The following is a 15,635-nucleotide window of genomic DNA, read 5'->3' on the forward strand; positions in this document are numbered from 1 at the left end:
CAATGGGGCGCGCATGACGATACGGTCTGCGCGTCCCGAAGACGCCGATTTCATCGTTCAAACCATCCTTTCGGCGCAGCGCGGCTACCGCCCGCGCGGCTGGTTCGATGTCGCGCTTGGCTGGCCCGAAGCGCAGTGCCGCGATTTCATCGCGCGCATCGCGGTCGCCCGCGCCGTGTCGATGTGGCACGTCTCGCAATTCCTGGTCGCCGAGGTCGATGGCAAACCGGCCGCAGCGCTGTGTGCGTTGCCAGCAGCCGGTACGGGACCGGCGGCCTGGCGCGCGATCGAGGAAGTCGCGGTCGCAACCGGGCTCGCCGCGCCGGAGCTGGAAGCTATCCGTCAACGTGGCGTCTATACGCGCGCCTGCTGGGTTCAGGGCGGGGAGGGCGACTGGATGATAGAGTACATCGCAACCGATCCCGGCTATCGCGGTCTTGGCCTGGTGCAGGCGCTGATCGCGCATGCATTGGATAAAGGGCGGGCGGCTGGATTTGGCCGGGCGACAATTTCGTTTTTGATCGGCAACGAACCTGCCGAACGCGCCTATGCCAAGGCGGGTTTTGTCTTTGCGGAAGAGAAGCGCGATCCCACGTTCGAGGCGATCATCGGCGCGCCCGGCTTCCGCATGTTTGCGCGGGCGATTTGATCGGCCCTGTCTTGGCATTTTGAACTGTCATGCCCCGCGCAGGCGGGCATCCAGTACGCCGTGGCCTTTCGATACTATCACTGTCATCTCTGGAATACTGGATTGCCCGCCTTCGCGGGCAATGACAGCAGGAGAGGCGCTACGACCGCGCCGACCACACCTTGCCCCACCGCGCCGACACGCTCGCGACCCAGGAGGTCTGCTCGCGCACCAGGCGGAAGCCGAGATTGGCGGGCGGCACGCCTTGCGCGCAGCCGCCGGCGCGGGCGTCGCGGATGAAATCGGTGACATAGGCGCGGTGCGCGCCCTCCGCGACGCGCACGCCGCAATTCACGGTCGGGCGGATCGTATTGCCGGTCTCGTCGACCCGCGAGCGCACGAAGCAGGTCGAGGTCCATTCCCAGACGTTGCCGGAGATGTCTTCGAGGCCGTGCTCGTTGAGGCCGAACCTGCCGAACGGATAGGCGGTGGTGTCGGCGAGGTCGCGCTCGGACTCACGCTCGTAGCGGCTGATCCAGCGCTTCGAAGGATCGCTTGCGTCGACCGGCACGCCGTCATCCCTGAAACGGCTGCCGGCGGCAAATGCCCATTCTTCGTCGCTCGGCAGGCGATAATGCCTGCCGGTCTTGCGCGACAGCCAGCCCGCATAGGCTTCGGCGTCGTACCAGCTCACCTGGACCGCAGGGCGATCGGGCGCGACGACGACGTCGCGGCCCAGCGCGCGGCATGCGCCATCCTGCACGCAGAGCTGAAAGTCGGCGGAGGAGACCTGTTCGCGCATGATGTGAAGCGGTCTGTTGAACCGCAGCTTTCGCAGCGGCGCTTCGGCCTGCTGCCCGGCGCGCGTGAAATCACCGGCCTCGCGATAGACCAAGCTGCCGGCGGCGATCTCGATGATCGCCGGCTCGCCGCCCGCGCGCTGCGTCGCCATCTCGGAGACCAGAGGCGCGACCGCCAGCGGTCCCGCGAGTCCGGCCGCGCAGGCCAGCGCCAACTTCAGCTTGAATGCGATCAGCATGGTGATCCCCGCAAAGAAAAAAGGGCCGGCGATTTGCCGGCCCCTCTGTTTGTCAGTTGGTCTTGCGGCCGGTCTCCAGGGCGCCCTGCGTCTGCGCCGGAATTTCGGCCGGCGCTTTCACCTGCGTCATCAGATCATCGTTCCATTTGCCTTCGACCTTGAAGTGCGCTGTGGCGCCGAGATCTGCGGCCTCGATCAGGTTATGCGTGACGTAGGCGTAGATGCCGGGCTGCTGGAATTTGTACAGCGCCGCGCCCGCAGAACCGCCGCGGATGAACCAAGTCTCGAGCCCGACCTCGGGAGCATTGCCGAATTTGCCGGTCTCCCAGACATAGTCGCCATGGCCGCCGATCAGGTGCGGACGGCTGTCGCGGTTGGCCTGCGAATGCACGATCAGCACGTTTTCGCCGACATTGGCGGTCAGCGCGTTCTTGCCGGTCAGCGCGCCGGCCTTGCCGTTGAACACGACATGGGTCGGCGTGAGCTTCTTCATCACCTCTTCGGTCTCGGTGAAGGCTTCACCGGGCGAATCGTAGGACTTGAAATTGCCCTTCTCGTCGCGCGGCACGTACATGTCCTGCTCGCCGATATAGTAGACCTTGTCGTATTTCAGCGCGTGGCCCTTGCCGTCGTTCAGTCCGTCGCGCGGCAGCACCATCACGGCGCCGTTCATGCCGGAGACGACATGCCAGGGGATCATCGGGCCGCCCGGCGCGCAGTGATAGACGAATACACCGGTCTTGGTCGCCTTCCAGCGCAGCACGACCTGCTCGCCGGGATTGACCAGGGTGAGCGCACCGCCGCCGAGCGCGCCGGTCGCGGAATGGAAGTCGATGTTGTGCGGCATGGTGTTGGTGGCGGGATTGACCAGCGTCGTCTCGACGTAGTCGCCCTCATGCACGACCATCAGCGGCCCCGGCATCGAGCCGTTGAAGGTCATCGCCTGGAAGGTGGTGCCTTTCTCGTCGATGACGACCTTCTTCTCCTCGATGGTGAGCTTGAACTCGATGATCTTGGGGCCCTGCTTGGTCGCTTGCTCGTGCGCATGTACGAAAGGCGGAGCGACCAGCTCGACCTTCTGACGAGGCAGTTTGAGATCGTCAGCGGCCAAAGCGGGGGTCGCCAACATCAGCGCAGTCGCGGCGGCGCCGATCAGTGCAGCTCTGCGGGTGAACATCGGAAGCATCCTTCATCTGAAATGGTTTTGATGACGGATGCAGTGTGCGCCGATCACGGCAAGATGATTTGCGCTGCAACAACCTTCAGTCGGATTTGCCTCCGCGACAGTACTTAGGGGCTTACCGGAGTAGGATCGGCGACACGACGTTGACCGCGTCCGAGGACGTGATGCGGATGTCGAGGCCGAGCGACCAGCGGCCCGACAACGGCGCCGACATTGTGACGCGCCACTGATCGTGGCCGACACGTTCGGCGTTTGCCGTCACCGGCGCCACGCCATGCTCGGGATTGCCGAGCGTGACCGCCACTGCGTCGGCGCCCAGCGGCAACTCGTTCGCATCTTCGAGCTGGATCGCGATCTCGACCGGCCCGGCGCGACCGGGCGAGACCGTGACGTTCGCCATGGCCTTCTCGGCGTGAAGATGGGTGAAGAAGCTCTCGTCTGCCTCGGACGTTGCCGCGGGCGGCGTTGACATCGTTTGTTTCGACTGCGGCGCGGGCTCGGCGGCCTGCTTGCTGCCGGCTTTGTCCGGCGCCTGTGCGCCGATGGCCTGCACGTCGAGCATCACCGTCACGTCGCCCGCATGTTCGAACGACAGCGTCACCGGCACCTCGTCGCCCACGCGCAGCGGTGCGTCGAGCCCGATGAACATCAGGTGTCCGCCGCCGGGTGCGAGCGAGAGGGATTGGCCGGGCGCGATGACGAGTCCGTTGTCCAGTGGACGCATGGTCATGACGCCGTCGTTGACGGCCATTTCGTGGATTTCGGTTCTCAGCGCATGCGCGGTCGATGCGGTCTTCAACCGCTCCGGTGCGAGGCCTCTGTTCTCGATCGTGAGATAGCCGCCGGCGACTCTGGCGCCACCGGGCGTCGCCCGGCTCCATGCTGCGGTGATGACGAGATCGCCACGGGTCGTGTCGGCGGCGAAGGCGGGCGGCCCGGCAAGGCACGACAAGGCGACCGCGCCGGCGAGGATGCGTCTGGATGAGATCATGATCGAGGCTTTCGCGAAGATGCGGCTAGAGCAGCTGTATGGCGAGCCGGACCGTTGCCCAGATCGCCAGCGACAGCACGATGAAGACCGCGATTGCGGCGGCCAGAGCGCGCGCGATGCCGACAGGGCCGGTCGCTGGAGCTGCCGGGACGGGGCGGAAGTCGTCGAAGCGCGGGATATGGCCGCGGACATCGAGCAGGGACAGGATCAGTTCGAGTGCGAGAAGCCTCATGGCAAACGCTCCGGATGGCCGTGCGATCGACCATCAGCATGGCGCGGAACCGGTCATTGCGTTTTGCGCGAGCGCAATGTTTGCCTTCGCCGCCCCGTCCGGACTTTGCGCGAGCGCAAGGTCGCCGTCGCGAATCCGGGTTAGCTGTGACTCGCCGCGGCGTCAGCAAGCGGCCGAATTTACGAATGGGTAAGATATGAGAGCTGATCTCGCGGTGAGCTACGGCGACGAACGGTTGCCGCGCTACACGAGCTACCCGACCGCACCGCACTTTTCGCCTTCGATCGGTGGAGACACCTACGCCAGGTGGCTTGCCGAGCTCCCGGCGGGTGCCAGCGCGTCGCTCTATCTGCACGTGCCGTTCTGCCGCGAGATGTGCTGGTATTGCGGCTGCCATACCCAGATTGTCCGCCGCGACGAGCTGATCGCGGCCTATCAGCGGACATTGCGCAGCGAGATCGTGCAAGTGGCCGACACGATCGGCCGCCGCATCAAGGTCGAGCATATTCATTTCGGCGGCGGCACGCCGACGATCATGGCGCCGGAAGCTTTCGCCGAGTTGATGGCAACGATGCGCCGGGCATTCTTCGTGCTGCCCACGGCGGAGATCGCGGTCGAGATCGATCCTCGGACGCTGACCGCCGACATGGTGGAGGCGATGCGGCTCTCCGGCGTCAACCGCGCGAGTCTCGGGGTTCAGAGTTTCGATCCCGTCGTGCAACGCGCGATCAACCGCGTGCAGAGTTTCGAGCAGACGGCTTGCGTCGTCGACATGCTCAGGCGCGCCGATATCGCGGGAGTCAATTTCGACCTGATCTACGGGCTGCCGCACCAGACCGTCGCCTCGTGCCTGGACACAGTCCGGCGCGCGCTCGCGCTTGCGCCCGACCGCTTCTCGGTGTTCGGCTATGCCCATGTGCCTGATTTCAAGAAGCATCAGCGCATGATCAACGAGGCCGTCCTGCCCGACGGCCCCGCGCGTCATGACCAGGCTTGCGCGATCGCGAATGCGCTGAAGGAGGCTGGCTACGTGCAGATCGGCCTCGATCATTTCGCGCGACCCGACGATTCCATGGCCGTGGCCTTCGAGGAGCGGACGCTGCGGCGCAATTTCCAGGGCTACACCACAGACAAGGCCGAAGTGCTGCTCGGCTTCGGCGCGAGCGCGATCGGACGCCTGCCGCAAGGCTACGTCCAGAACGAGGTGCAGATCGGCGCCTACGCGCAGTGCATCAGCGCTGGCCGTCTCGCCACCGCGAAGGGCTATGGGCTCACCGATGACGACCGGCTGCGCGCCGACATCATCGAGCGCATCATGTGCGAGTTCGGCGCCGATCTCGGCGACATCTGCGCGCGGCATGGCGCGGAGCCCGAGGCGATGCTGAAGTCGGCGTCGCGTCTGAAGCCGCTGATCTCTGACGGCGTCGTGAGGCTGGACGGCGACAAGCTCGCGGTCGCCAGGGACTCGCGCTTCCTGGTCCGCAGCGTCGCGGCGGCGTTCGACGCGCATCTGGATCCAGGAAAGCAGCTGCACAGCCGGGCGGTTTGAACTCACACACTCTGTCATTCCGGGGCGCGCCAACCGAACTCGGGTTTACCCGAGTTCGGCAGACTTGAAGATCCAAGTCGGCAATAGCCGACTTGGATGGCGCGAGCCCGGAATCCATTGTTCCACATCACGCGCTGCACAATGGATTCCGGGCTCGTGCTGCGCACGCCCCGGAATGACGCGTTGCTTGCGCTTCAACAAAGAAACTCCGCCCCGCTCCGCTATCGTCGTTTCGGAACGGAGTTGTCCATGTCTTTCCGATCCGACGATCTGGTCGATGACATCATGCGCACGGCGCCGCACACGATCCGTGTGTTTCTCGCCTTCAGGATGGCCTGTGTCGGCTGCCCGATCGCGACCTTCCACACGGTGGATGACGCCTGCCGCGAGCATGACATCGACCGCGAGAAATTCCTCGCCGCGCTGTGCGACTGCGTGCCGGCGTGAGGTGGTCCGGAATTCGCGCGGGCCGCGTGCGGATTCCCGGGTGAGGGCGCGCTTTCGCCGTAAGCGGAATCGCCCCTCGCTCCTGTCTTGCAGGTCAGGGTTGTCGCATATGCCTTTGGGCAGGTCTTTAGCGCACGCCTCGTCCTTCGAGACGACCGCTTCGCGGTCTCCTCAGGATGAGGCTAATCGGCATCTGCGCTTGTTGAAACTGTTGACCGCGCACTCCGTCCTCATCCTGAGGAGCCCGCCAGAAGCGGGCGTCTCGAAGGATGGGCCGCGGGGAAACTGCACTCAATCGATAGGCCAACTAACTCCGGAAAAACGTCCTGGCGCAGCTCTCACGCCGCGCCGCTATCGGGGCTCCGCTCCGCCAGCACGACGATCCTGTGCGGTTCGCGCAGGATGATGCGCTGGCGGCCGCTCTCGACGAGACCCTGGCTCTCCCAGCCACTCAGGATACGGCTGACGGTGTGCAGCGTGGTGCCGGTCATCTGCGCGATGTCCTGGCGGCTGATCGGGAAGTCGATCTCGATGCCATGGTCGAGCTTCTTGCCGGATTGCTTGGCGAGGCGCAGCAGCACATGCGCGACGCGCTGCTCGACCTGCTGGGTCGACATTTCCAGGATGCGGGTGTGGCTCTCCTGGAGGCGCGTGCCGACCGTCTGGAGCGTGTTGGCGGCGAGCGAGGGAAACCGCTCGATCAGCCGGGGCCAGGCCGAGGTCGGCCAGATCAGCACAACGCTGTCGTCGACCGCCATCGCCGTCGCCGGATAGTGCGCTGCTCCGATCGCCATCGCGAGGCCGAACGTCTCGCCGGGCGCGACATAGCGCACCACGATCTGCTCGCCGGTCGGCGTGGTCTTGGCGGCCCGGACGTGGCCGTGCAGCAGCAGGAAAAAAGACTGCGCGTCCGCCCCCTGCTCGAAGATGGTGCTGTTCTTGGGGTAACGCGCCGAGCGGGCCTCGCGCAGGATTTCCTCGAGGTCCTCCGGCTTGACGCCCCCAAATAGCGGCAAATGCGCAACGAGCGATGTGTCGACCTTGGCCATTCTGTCTCCTTGGCGCTGGGGAGTGTGATGGCACCTGCAATCGTCCAACAGTTTGCGATAGCGCAAAACGGGCCGGCCGGGCGGCAGTATTTTTCCAGACACCGGTTGGAATTTCCAGGAGTTGACCCCATGGCTGGCGCCCGATCCCGCAACTTTGAGGGCTGGCCGCTGTTTGCGAACAGCTTTCGGCCCTTTTTCCTGTTCGCCGCGATCCAGGCCGCCTTGTCGATCCTGGTCTGGCTGCCGATGTTCTATGGCGAGCTGTCGGTGACATCAGCCTTCGCACCGCGCGACTGGCATGTCCACGAGATGCTCTACGGCTTCCTGCCTGCGGTGATCACCGGATTCCTGTTCACGGCGATCCCGAACTGGACCGGGCGGTTGCCGATCCAGGGTGCCTCGCTGGGGGCGCTGCTGGTGGTCTGGCTCGCCGGGCGCATTGCGGTGACGTTGTCGGCCGACACGGGCTGGGTGTTCGCGCTTCTCGTCGATGCCGCCTTCCTGGCGCTGGTCGTCGCCGCCGCGGCGCGCGAGATCGTCGCAGGCGGCAACTGGCGCAACCTGCCCGTGGTGGCGCTCGTGCTGGTGCTGCTTGCCGGCAACATCTCCTTTCATCTCGAAACGCACTTCGAAGGCGCGGCCGATATCGGCATCCGCGTCGGCATCGGCGTGGTCGTGCTGCTGATCGCGCTGATCGGCGGCCGCATCATCCCGAGCTTCACCCGCAACTGGCTGGTCAAGTTCAATCCCGGCCGCCTGCCGGTGCCGTTCGGACGCTTCGACGGCGCGGTGATCGGATGCAGCGCGCTCGCGCTCATCTCGTGGATCGTGGCGCCATTGAATGCCGTCACCGGCGTCGCGATGGCACTTGTCGGCGTGCTGCACCTGGTGCGGCTTGCGCGCTGGGCCGGTGACCGCACGCTCCGCGAACGGCTGCTCTTGATCCTCCACGTCGGCTATTTTTTCGTGCCGCTCGGATTCCTCCTGCATGCGCTGGCTGCCTTCGGCGCGCTGCCTTCGAGTGCGGGCATTCACGCCTGGATGGCCGGGGCGGCCGGAACCATGACGCTCGCGGTGATGACGCGCGCGAGCCTCGGCCACACCGGGCAGGCGCTGACGGCTTCGCCGGCGACACAGGGGATTTACCTCGCGATCATCGTCGCGGCGCTGGCGCGGGTCGCCGCGGTGGTGCTGCCTGCGCACACTGACGCGCTACTGCACATTGCCGCCTGCGGCTGGGTCGTCGCATTCCTCGGATTTGCCATTGCGTTCGGCCCGCTGCTCGCCGGCAGCCGCCGGCGGGCGCTTGCCATCATGGGCGTGCCGGTCCCGGCACGCTGAGCTTACGCCGCGGTCTGCGAGGGCACCTCGGTCCGCACGCCCTTGCGCCATTCGGTGATGGTACAGCCGAAACGGCCGCGGAACCAGCGCGCCATGGCGCTCTGCGCGGAGAAGCCGAGCTGCACGGCGACGTCAGCCAGCGGCCGGCGCGTGTCGTCGATCAGTTGAATCACGAGATCGGCGCGCTGCGCTTCGAGGATGGCCGAAAAGCTGGTGCCTGACGCGGCAAGGCGGCGGTGGATGGTACGCCGGGTGCAGGCGAGATGCTCGGCCACACGCTCGACGGTGCAATCGCCGCTGGCGAGCAGGCTGCGCACGACCTCGTCGATCTTTGCCTCCCAGCTTGCGGGGCGCGTCTCGATCGCCTCGATCCGCTTGCGCAGATAATTCGCGATCAGCGGATGCGCGCTCCGGATCCGGCGCTCCATGTCGTGCGCCGACAACAGGATCGCATCGTCATCCGCATTGAAGGTGACGCGGCAGCCGAAGAACTCGCGATAACGCTTGCGGTCGTGCGGCGACGGATAGTGCAGGTGCACCTCCAGTGGCCGCCAATCGCTGCTGAACAGCGACTGGATGATGCGGTGGACGCTGCCGAGCGCCATGTCGATGGCCTGACGCGGCGCGCTCGGCTGCCGGCCGCGCAGATGCAGCGTGACGGTCACGGTGTGCTTGTCGCGCGCAACATCGAGCCGCATGCCCTCGTGATGGACATGGATGAAGCGTGAGAATGCTTCGATGGCCTCGCCGACTGTCGCCTGTTCGCGCACGATCAAACCAACCGCGCCGAAATTGGTCAGGCCGCCCCGCTCGGCAAGGCGCAAGCCGAAGTCTTCGGCGCCGGATGCCTCGGCCGACAATTCGAGCAGGCGGCGCAGGCCGGCGACGGCGATCGGCGTGTCGGGCTTGTCGAGGCAGGCCAGCGGCAGTCGGACCTTGCGCATCATCTGCCTGGGGTCGAGTCCGACCGACCGGGCGACCTCCGGATAATAGCTCAAGCCTGCGCTGCGAATGAGGTCGGTCATGCGACCCGTTCCGCCATTCCCGAGGGATGTCCCGAAATGTAAAGTTTATGTCCCCATCCGTCAAATCCGGGAACGCGTTGGAACATACATAGGGGAAAACCGAAGCAAAGCACTGGCGTGAATGCCGTGCTCACGACGGCGCGGTGGCGACTGGGCCCGCTGCCGTCTCGGCCATTTGACCAAGACATTGCTGGATCGGGATGATGCCGGGAAACATGGTTTCCAAGGGTGAGGTGTTTGTCATTGAAACTGACGCGGTCTCCCGCGAGCAGCTTTCGACCGCGCTTCAACAGAGCGCCTATGACGTGATCTGCTTCGCCGATGGCGCCTCGCTGCTATCGGAGGCGAGAGCGCGGATGCCGGCCTGCGTGCTGCTGGAGATGCCGCCGGATCGCTCCGGCCTCGAGGTGCTCAAGCGGCTGCGCGAGGAAAACTGCATGGCGCCGGTGCTGGTGACCTCGGCGAACGGCAGCATTTCCATGGCGGTCGACGCCATCAAGAGCGGCGCGGCCGACTTCATCGAAAAGCCGTTCCGCACCCGTGACATCGTCGATCGGATCGATGCTGCGATCGACGAGTTCGCGCAACCCGGCTCGAACCGGCAGCGCTGGCTGCCCGGCCGCGAACCCCTCACCGCGCGCGAAGGCGCGGTGCTCGAGCATCTCGCCGCGGGCCTCACCAACAAGGAAATCGCCCGGCGCATGCATCTGAGCGCGCGGACGGTCGAGGGCTACCGCGCCAGCATCCTGAAGAAGGCTGGCGCCCGCAACGTGACCGATCTGCTCCGTCGCATCTTCGGCCAGGGCTCGCCAATCCAGATCTGAGGCCTGGCGGGACCATAAGGCGTTCCGCGGCCACGGTGCCGCCGCCGCAGCGCCCCACGGAAACCCCAATCGAACCAGTTCCTTCCCTGCCGCGTCTCATCACGATGGCGAGGCATCTGATCGCGCGCGTCCGGCTGGCGGCGCGGCGATACCGGCAGGAGGGATTTTATGCGCATCATCGCAAATTATTTGGCAACCACGAGCCTGGTCCTGGTGACCTCGGCCGTCGCATTGCCGTCATGGGCAGCCGACGTGGACGCCAAATCCGCGATCGACACGGTCACCGTCTATCCCGATGGCGCCACCGTGACGCGCGTCATTTCGTTGGATCTCGCCTCGGGTGACTCGACGCTGGTCGCCAAGGATTTTCCGCTCTCGCTCGATCCGTCCTCCCTCCGCGTCGAAGGCGAGGCGGGCGCCAAGCTGACTATCGGCACGATCGACGCGCGGCCGCCGCGTACGGCGCCGCCCGTGAACCTGCCCGAGCTCGACAAGCGCATCGAGGCGCTCAGGGATCAGCGGGCAGACCTGCAAGGTGCGATCGACTCGGCCACCGCACGGCGTCAGTTCGCGCAGCACTTCGCTGAAGCCTCGCCCGCCGGCCTCGGCGACAAGGGCGAAGCGCGCCCGATCACCGAATGGCGCGCGGCCTTTGCCACCGTCGCCGAGGAGATCGCGACCGCCGACACTGCGATCCGCGAGGCCACGCGAAAACAGCGCGAGATCGATCGCCAGATCGCACAATTGGAAGCCGAGCGCTCGGCCAAGCCGCCGAGCAAGCTGGAGGTGCGGATCGACGTCGCCTCGGGAGCCGCGACGAAGGCGACGCTGCGGGTGACCTATGCCGTGCGCAACGCGCGTTGGCTGCCGCTCTACGACGCCCGGCTCGACACCGGCACCAAGGACCGCAAGCCGCAGCTCGAGCTGGTCCGCCGTGCCGAGATCACGCAATCCACCGGCGAAGACTGGTCCAACGTGACGCTCGGCGTCTCGACGGTGCGCATCGGCCGCGGCGGCAGCGCCCCGGAGCTGAATTCGCTGGTGGCGCAATATCCGCAGGTGCCGAAGCCGCTGGCGCTCGGCACGGCCTCTGATCTGGCGCGGCCCGCCCCGGTCGCGCGTCAGATGCAACCCCATCTTTCGAAGATGGCCGAGTCGGTCGAGCCGCGTGAACGCGCCGAAGAACAGCAGGCGGTTGCCGAAATCGGCGACTTCCAGGCCACCTTCAGGATCCCCGGCCGCGTCAGTCTCGGTGCCGCCGAGGGCGCCAAGAGCCTCCGTATCGCTTCGGTGAATGTGCCCGCCGATCTGGCGGTGCGCGCCGCACCGGTGATGGATCCGACCGCCTTCCTCGAAGCCAGCTTCAAGCAGACCGACGATACGGCATTGCTGCCGGGCAAGGTCGCGATCTACCGCGACGGCGTTTTCGTCGGCCGCGGCAAGATCACGGCGTCGGCCAAGGACGACATCGTGCGGCTCGGCTTCGGCGCCGACGACAAGATCAAGATCGAGCGCGCGGTGCTCAAGCGCAACGAAGGTTCGGCGGGCCTGCTGGTCACGACGTCGAAGACCGACGAGCGTTCATTCAAGACGACTATCCGCAATGGTCACGATTTCCCGATCAAGGTTGCGATCGAGGATCAATTACCGGTCAGCGAGAACGAGGACATCGTGGTCGAGATGCTGCCCGCGACCACGCCGCCGACCGCGAGCAACATCCGCGACAAGCGCGGCGTGCTGGAATGGACATTCGACGCCAAGCCCGGCGAGATCAGGGACATCAACTTCGTCTGGCGGATCCGCTGGCCGAAGGACAAGGGCATGGTGATCGTGCCGGCGGGGTAGGGAGTTTACGGTGCAATAAATCCTCCGTTGTCATGCCCCGCCACCGGGTCTCGCCTTCGGCGAGTCCGATGACAGGCTCCGGCGGGGCATCCAGTAAGCCGAGGCCTAACGATTCAATCGCTGCCGCCGCGGCGTACTGGATCGCCCGGTCGAGCCGGGCGATAACCCCATTGAGGAGCGAGATCTCACTTCGCCTTCAGGAAATCCGCGACCTCGAGCAGCATGAATTCGTCGTCGTCGGCCTTGTTGGGGTCGCGGCTGGACGAGAACGGCAGATTGTTGTCATTGCCGACGATGATGTGGGTGTCGTCGACGCGATCGACGTTCTCGATGGTGAAGAACGGGAAGGTGTAGACGCCGTCATTGAGCGGCTTCCTCGCCTTCTTGTCGGGGTCCCTGATCTTCATCAGATCGACATAGCCGATCTTGCGCACGGGCTTGCCGACATTGGCGTCGGTGAGCTCGATCTTGTAGATGCGCTTGAACTTGGCGAGGTCAGGAAAGCAGTTCTCGCCGCGGGTGCCCTGCGGGCAGGCCTTGTCGGCGGTGCCTTCGCCGTTGTCGCGCTCGATGACGAGGCCGGAGGCCTGATCGATCATGTTGAAGTCGCCGATGGCGTTGCCGTTCTGCTCGAACACATACTGCCAGTAGCGGCCGGTGAACTTCTCGGCAGCGACGTCGAATTCGAGGATGCGGGAAGCTTCCTTGCCGTCGACCTTCTCCCAATCCTTCTTGTCGGCGTCCCACAGCGGTCCTTCGAGCAGCCCGTAGAGGAATTTACCGTCCTTCGACGACGCAAAGCCTTCAAACCCCTTGGAGCGGCGGAGGTTGACGTTGGTGTAGGTCGCGCCCGGCGCGCCCGGCGTTCCCACCGCCCAGTTGTCGGGCGAGCGCACCGGCTTGCCGTCGGCGACCGTCTCGAACACGGCCAGGATCTTGCCGGATTTATCGGCCTTCATAATGTAGGGACCGAACTCGTCGCCGATCCAGAAGATGTCGCCGATGATCTGGAAACCCTCGGTGTCGAAGTCCGAGCCGGTGAGGTAACGCTTCTGCGTGTCCTCGTGCACGATGCGGAAGGGCACCTTCTTGTCGGGATCATGCAGGAAGATGGTCTCCAGCCGCTCGATCTTGCCGCTCGCCCAATCCATCTTGCAGCGGTTCAGATACAGCATCGAATCCGGCGAGTTGGCGCGCGCGCCCATGCCGTTGTCGGTGATCACCCAGAATGTGCCGTCGGGCATGGTCTTGATGCCGGAATGACCCTGGAGCGGCTGGCCCTTGAACGGCAGCGACACGCCGGTCGCCCGCTCATAGGACTTGCCCATCACGGTGCCGAGCGCGTCGACGCGCTTGCCCGTGGTGTATTTGCCCGAAGTCTTAAGATCGGCGGGGGCATCGGCCGGCGCGTCGATGAACGACTTGGCCGGCATCACCACGTGGCCGGCGAGCTTGGCCGGGAATTCAACTTCGCTTTGCGCGAGCGCGGCGCTCGCGGTGAGAATGATCGTTGCGACGGTGCTGAGAAAAGTCGCGCGCATGTGCGTCTCCTGTTGGCGGACGCACGCCTTATGCGGACTGCACGTTGCAGTTTTGTGAAGCCGGGCCAAAGGCCGCAGCGGCCGTCTACTCCTTGACCGCGCCCGTCAGCGACGACACGTAATAATCCACGAACAGCGAGTAGAAGATCGCAACCGGCAACGAGCCGAGCAGCGAGCCCGCCATCAGCGCGCCCCACTGATAGACGTCGCCGGTGACGAGCTCGGTCAGGATCGCGACCGGCACGGTCTTGTTGGCGCCGCTCTGGATGAAGGCGAGCGCATAGATGAACTCGTTCCAGGACAGCGTGAAGGAGAAGATGCCGGCCGAGATCAGGCCGGGCACGGCGAGCGGCAGCGTGATCCGCCGCAGGATCTGGAGCCGTGTGGCGCCGTCGACCAGCGCGCACTCCTCGAGCTCGTACGGAATCGACTTGAAATAGCCGATCAGGAGCCAGGTGCAGAACGGCACCAGGAAGGTCGGATAGACCAGGATCAGCGCCAACGGTGAGTCGAACAGGCCGAACTGCACGACGACGGTGGCGAGCGGAATGAACAGGATCGACGGCGGCACCAGATACGCCAGATAGATGCCGAGGCCGACATAAGGGCTGCCGCGGAAGCGCAGGCGTTCGATGGCATAGGCGGCGAGCGTGCTCGCGATCAGCGACAGCGTGGTCGACCCGATTGCCACCAACATCGTCGTCCACAGCCAATGCGGATAGGCGGTGTTGAACAAGAGGTGCTTGATGTGCGCCAGCGTCGGCGAGGAGATCCAGAACGGATTGTGCTCCTTGTAGTTCATCAGCTCCGCGTTCGGTTTGAACGAGGTGATCGCCATCCAGTAGAACGGGAACAGCAGGATGAGTACAAAGCAGCCGAGCGGCAGATAGATCATCATCAGCCGCCGCAGCCCGGAATCCCAGGCCATCGTGTCGGGCGCTGCCTTCGCGTCGGCGACAGCCGGTTGGGCGACGGTATCAGTCATTGCTCTCTCCCTGCTGCCATTTGCGGCGCGCCAGGCCGAAATAGGAGAACAGCGTCGCGAACACCAGGAACGGGATCATCGACACCGCGATCGCGGCGCCTTCGCCGAGCTCGCCGCCGGCGATGCCGCGCTGGAAGGCCAGCGTTGCCAGCAGATGAGTCGAGTTGCCGGGCCCGCCACGGGTGATGGCGTAGACCAGCTGGAAGTCGGTGAAGGTGAAGATGATCGAGAAGGTCATGACGATGGCGAGGATCGGCATCATCATCGGGAAGGTGATGTAGCGGAAGCGCTGCCAGGCGCTGGCGCCGTCGAGCATCGCAGCCTCGTAGAGCGAGGGCGAGATGGTCTGAAGCCCCGCCAGCAGCGAGATCGCGACGAAGGGAATGCCGCGCCAGATATTGGCGGCGATCAGCGAGAAGCGCGCCGGCCAGGGCGAGCCGAGGAAGTCGACATTGCTGTCGCGCCAATGCAGCACGTCGACCAGCAGGTAGGAGATGATCGAGAATTGAGGATCGTAGATCCACCAGAACGCCAGCGCCGACAGCACGGTCGGCACGATCCAGGGCAGCAGGATGATCGCACGCAGCACGCTCTTGAAAGGAAAATGGTTGTTGAGCAGCAGCGCCAGCCAGAAGCCGAGTGCGAATTTCCCGAACGTCGCGATGCCCGTGTAGACCACGCTGTAGAACACTGCGTTCCACCAAAGCGAATCGGTGAGTAGATACTGAAAATTCTCGAAGCCGACGTAGATGCCACGCCGGCCGATCGTGGTGTCGGTGAAGGCGAGCCAGACGCCGAGGCCGAGCGGATAGGTCAGGAAGACCGCGAGCAGCCCGATCGCAGGCGCCAGACACATCACGATCAGGAACGGCTTGTAGTCGAACAGGCGTACCAGCCAGTTCGGCTGCAGCTGGGCCAGGGCAGGGGAAGAGAGGGTGGTCACGGACATCAGCTCG

14 protein-coding genes and 1 pseudogene are annotated in these 15,635 nt (G+C 65.1%); 6 read left to right on the plus strand and 9 right to left on the minus strand.

The features are described 5' to 3' along the window. Positions 1 to 13: 13 nt before the first annotated feature. Positions 14 to 649 carry a GNAT family N-acetyltransferase gene (locus CWO91_RS19810; RefSeq protein WP_130215498.1) on the plus strand — a complete coding sequence of 212 codons (636 nt, stop codon included), beginning with the start codon at positions 14 to 16 and terminating at the stop codon, positions 647 to 649. A 139-nt stretch (positions 650 to 788) separates the two neighbouring features. Here the strand turns inward: CWO91_RS19810 and CWO91_RS19815 are convergent, their stop codons facing one another. From CWO91_RS19815 to CWO91_RS19830, 4 genes and pseudogenes are all read right to left on the minus strand, one after another. After that, positions 789 to 1,667, minus strand: a complete 879-nt coding sequence (locus CWO91_RS19815) for an SUMF1/EgtB/PvdO family nonheme iron enzyme (protein ID WP_130215500.1) — start codon at positions 1,665 to 1,667, stop codon at positions 789 to 791. Positions 1,668 to 1,719: 52 nt separating this feature from the next. Continuing rightward, positions 1,720 to 2,844, minus strand: coding sequence for a copper-containing nitrite reductase (gene nirK / locus CWO91_RS19820; protein ID WP_164934739.1), 1,125 nt, complete (start codon positions 2,842 to 2,844; stop codon positions 1,720 to 1,722). Positions 2,845 to 3,364: 520 nt separating this feature from the next. Next, positions 3,365 to 3,841: pseudogene (locus CWO91_RS44350) on the minus strand (copper chaperone PCu(A)C); the annotation flags it as partial. Between the two features lie 25 nt (positions 3,842 to 3,866). After that, positions 3,867 to 4,073, minus strand: coding sequence for a hypothetical protein (locus tag CWO91_RS19830; RefSeq protein ID WP_130215504.1), 207 nt, complete (start codon positions 4,071 to 4,073; stop codon positions 3,867 to 3,869). 196 nt (positions 4,074 to 4,269) lie between these two features. Between CWO91_RS19830 and hemN the strand changes: the two genes are divergently transcribed. Next, on the plus strand, positions 4,270 to 5,622 hold the full coding sequence (gene hemN, locus CWO91_RS19835; protein WP_130215506.1) for an oxygen-independent coproporphyrinogen III oxidase: 1,353 nt from the start codon (positions 4,270 to 4,272) through the stop codon (positions 5,620 to 5,622). 249 nt (positions 5,623 to 5,871) lie between these two features. Next, positions 5,872 to 6,069, plus strand: a complete 198-nt coding sequence (locus CWO91_RS19840) for a DUF1858 domain-containing protein (protein WP_130215508.1) — start codon at positions 5,872 to 5,874, stop codon at positions 6,067 to 6,069. 338 nt (positions 6,070 to 6,407) lie between these two features. Here CWO91_RS19840 and CWO91_RS19845 read toward each other — a convergent pair whose 3' ends face one another. Further along, on the minus strand, positions 6,408 to 7,118 hold the full coding sequence (locus CWO91_RS19845; RefSeq protein ID WP_091888281.1) for a Crp/Fnr family transcriptional regulator: 711 nt from the start codon (positions 7,116 to 7,118) through the stop codon (positions 6,408 to 6,410). Positions 7,119 to 7,247: 129 nt separating this feature from the next. On the opposite strand from CWO91_RS19845, the gene CWO91_RS19850 reads away from it, so the two are divergent. Then, complete coding sequence (locus CWO91_RS19850; protein ID WP_130215510.1) at positions 7,248 to 8,459, plus strand: NnrS family protein; 1,212 nt, start codon at positions 7,248 to 7,250, stop codon at positions 8,457 to 8,459. Positions 8,460 to 8,461: 2 nt separating this feature from the next. Here the strand turns inward: CWO91_RS19850 and CWO91_RS19855 are convergent, their stop codons facing one another. Continuing rightward, the gene (locus CWO91_RS19855) at positions 8,462 to 9,484 is read right to left on the minus strand and encodes an AraC family transcriptional regulator (protein WP_130215512.1); all 1,023 of its coding nucleotides are present in this window, start codon (positions 9,482 to 9,484) and stop codon (positions 8,462 to 8,464) included. Positions 9,485 to 9,687: 203 nt separating this feature from the next. Between CWO91_RS19855 and CWO91_RS19860 the strand changes: the two genes are divergently transcribed. Both CWO91_RS19860 and CWO91_RS19865 read left to right on the plus strand, forming a co-directional pair. Beyond that, the gene (locus CWO91_RS19860) at positions 9,688 to 10,308 is read left to right on the plus strand and encodes a response regulator transcription factor (RefSeq protein WP_130215514.1); all 621 of its coding nucleotides are present in this window, start codon (positions 9,688 to 9,690) and stop codon (positions 10,306 to 10,308) included. Positions 10,309 to 10,476: 168 nt separating this feature from the next. Next, the gene (locus CWO91_RS19865; RefSeq protein WP_130215516.1) at positions 10,477 to 12,153 is read left to right on the plus strand and encodes a mucoidy inhibitor MuiA family protein; all 1,677 of its coding nucleotides are present in this window, start codon (positions 10,477 to 10,479) and stop codon (positions 12,151 to 12,153) included. A gap of 185 nt (positions 12,154 to 12,338) precedes the next feature. On the opposite strand, the gene CWO91_RS19870 is transcribed toward CWO91_RS19865, so the two are convergent. From CWO91_RS19870 to CWO91_RS19880, 3 genes are all read right to left on the minus strand, one after another. Next, positions 12,339 to 13,694, minus strand: coding sequence for an esterase-like activity of phytase family protein (locus CWO91_RS19870; protein WP_130215518.1), 1,356 nt, complete (start codon positions 13,692 to 13,694; stop codon positions 12,339 to 12,341). 85 nt (positions 13,695 to 13,779) lie between these two features. Next, on the minus strand, positions 13,780 to 14,679 hold the full coding sequence (locus tag CWO91_RS19875; protein ID WP_091888289.1) for a carbohydrate ABC transporter permease: 900 nt from the start codon (positions 14,677 to 14,679) through the stop codon (positions 13,780 to 13,782). Further along, entirely contained in the window at positions 14,672 to 15,628 is a 957-nt protein-coding gene (locus CWO91_RS19880; RefSeq protein WP_130215520.1) for a carbohydrate ABC transporter permease, read from the minus strand. Before CWO91_RS19880 ends, CWO91_RS19875 begins: the two co-directional genes overlap by 8 nt. Between the last annotated feature and the right edge of the window lie 7 nt (positions 15,629 to 15,635).

The sequence above is a fragment of the Bradyrhizobium genosp. SA-3 genome (genome assembly GCF_004212635.1).
Lineage (GTDB): Bacteria > Pseudomonadota > Alphaproteobacteria > Rhizobiales > Xanthobacteraceae > Bradyrhizobium.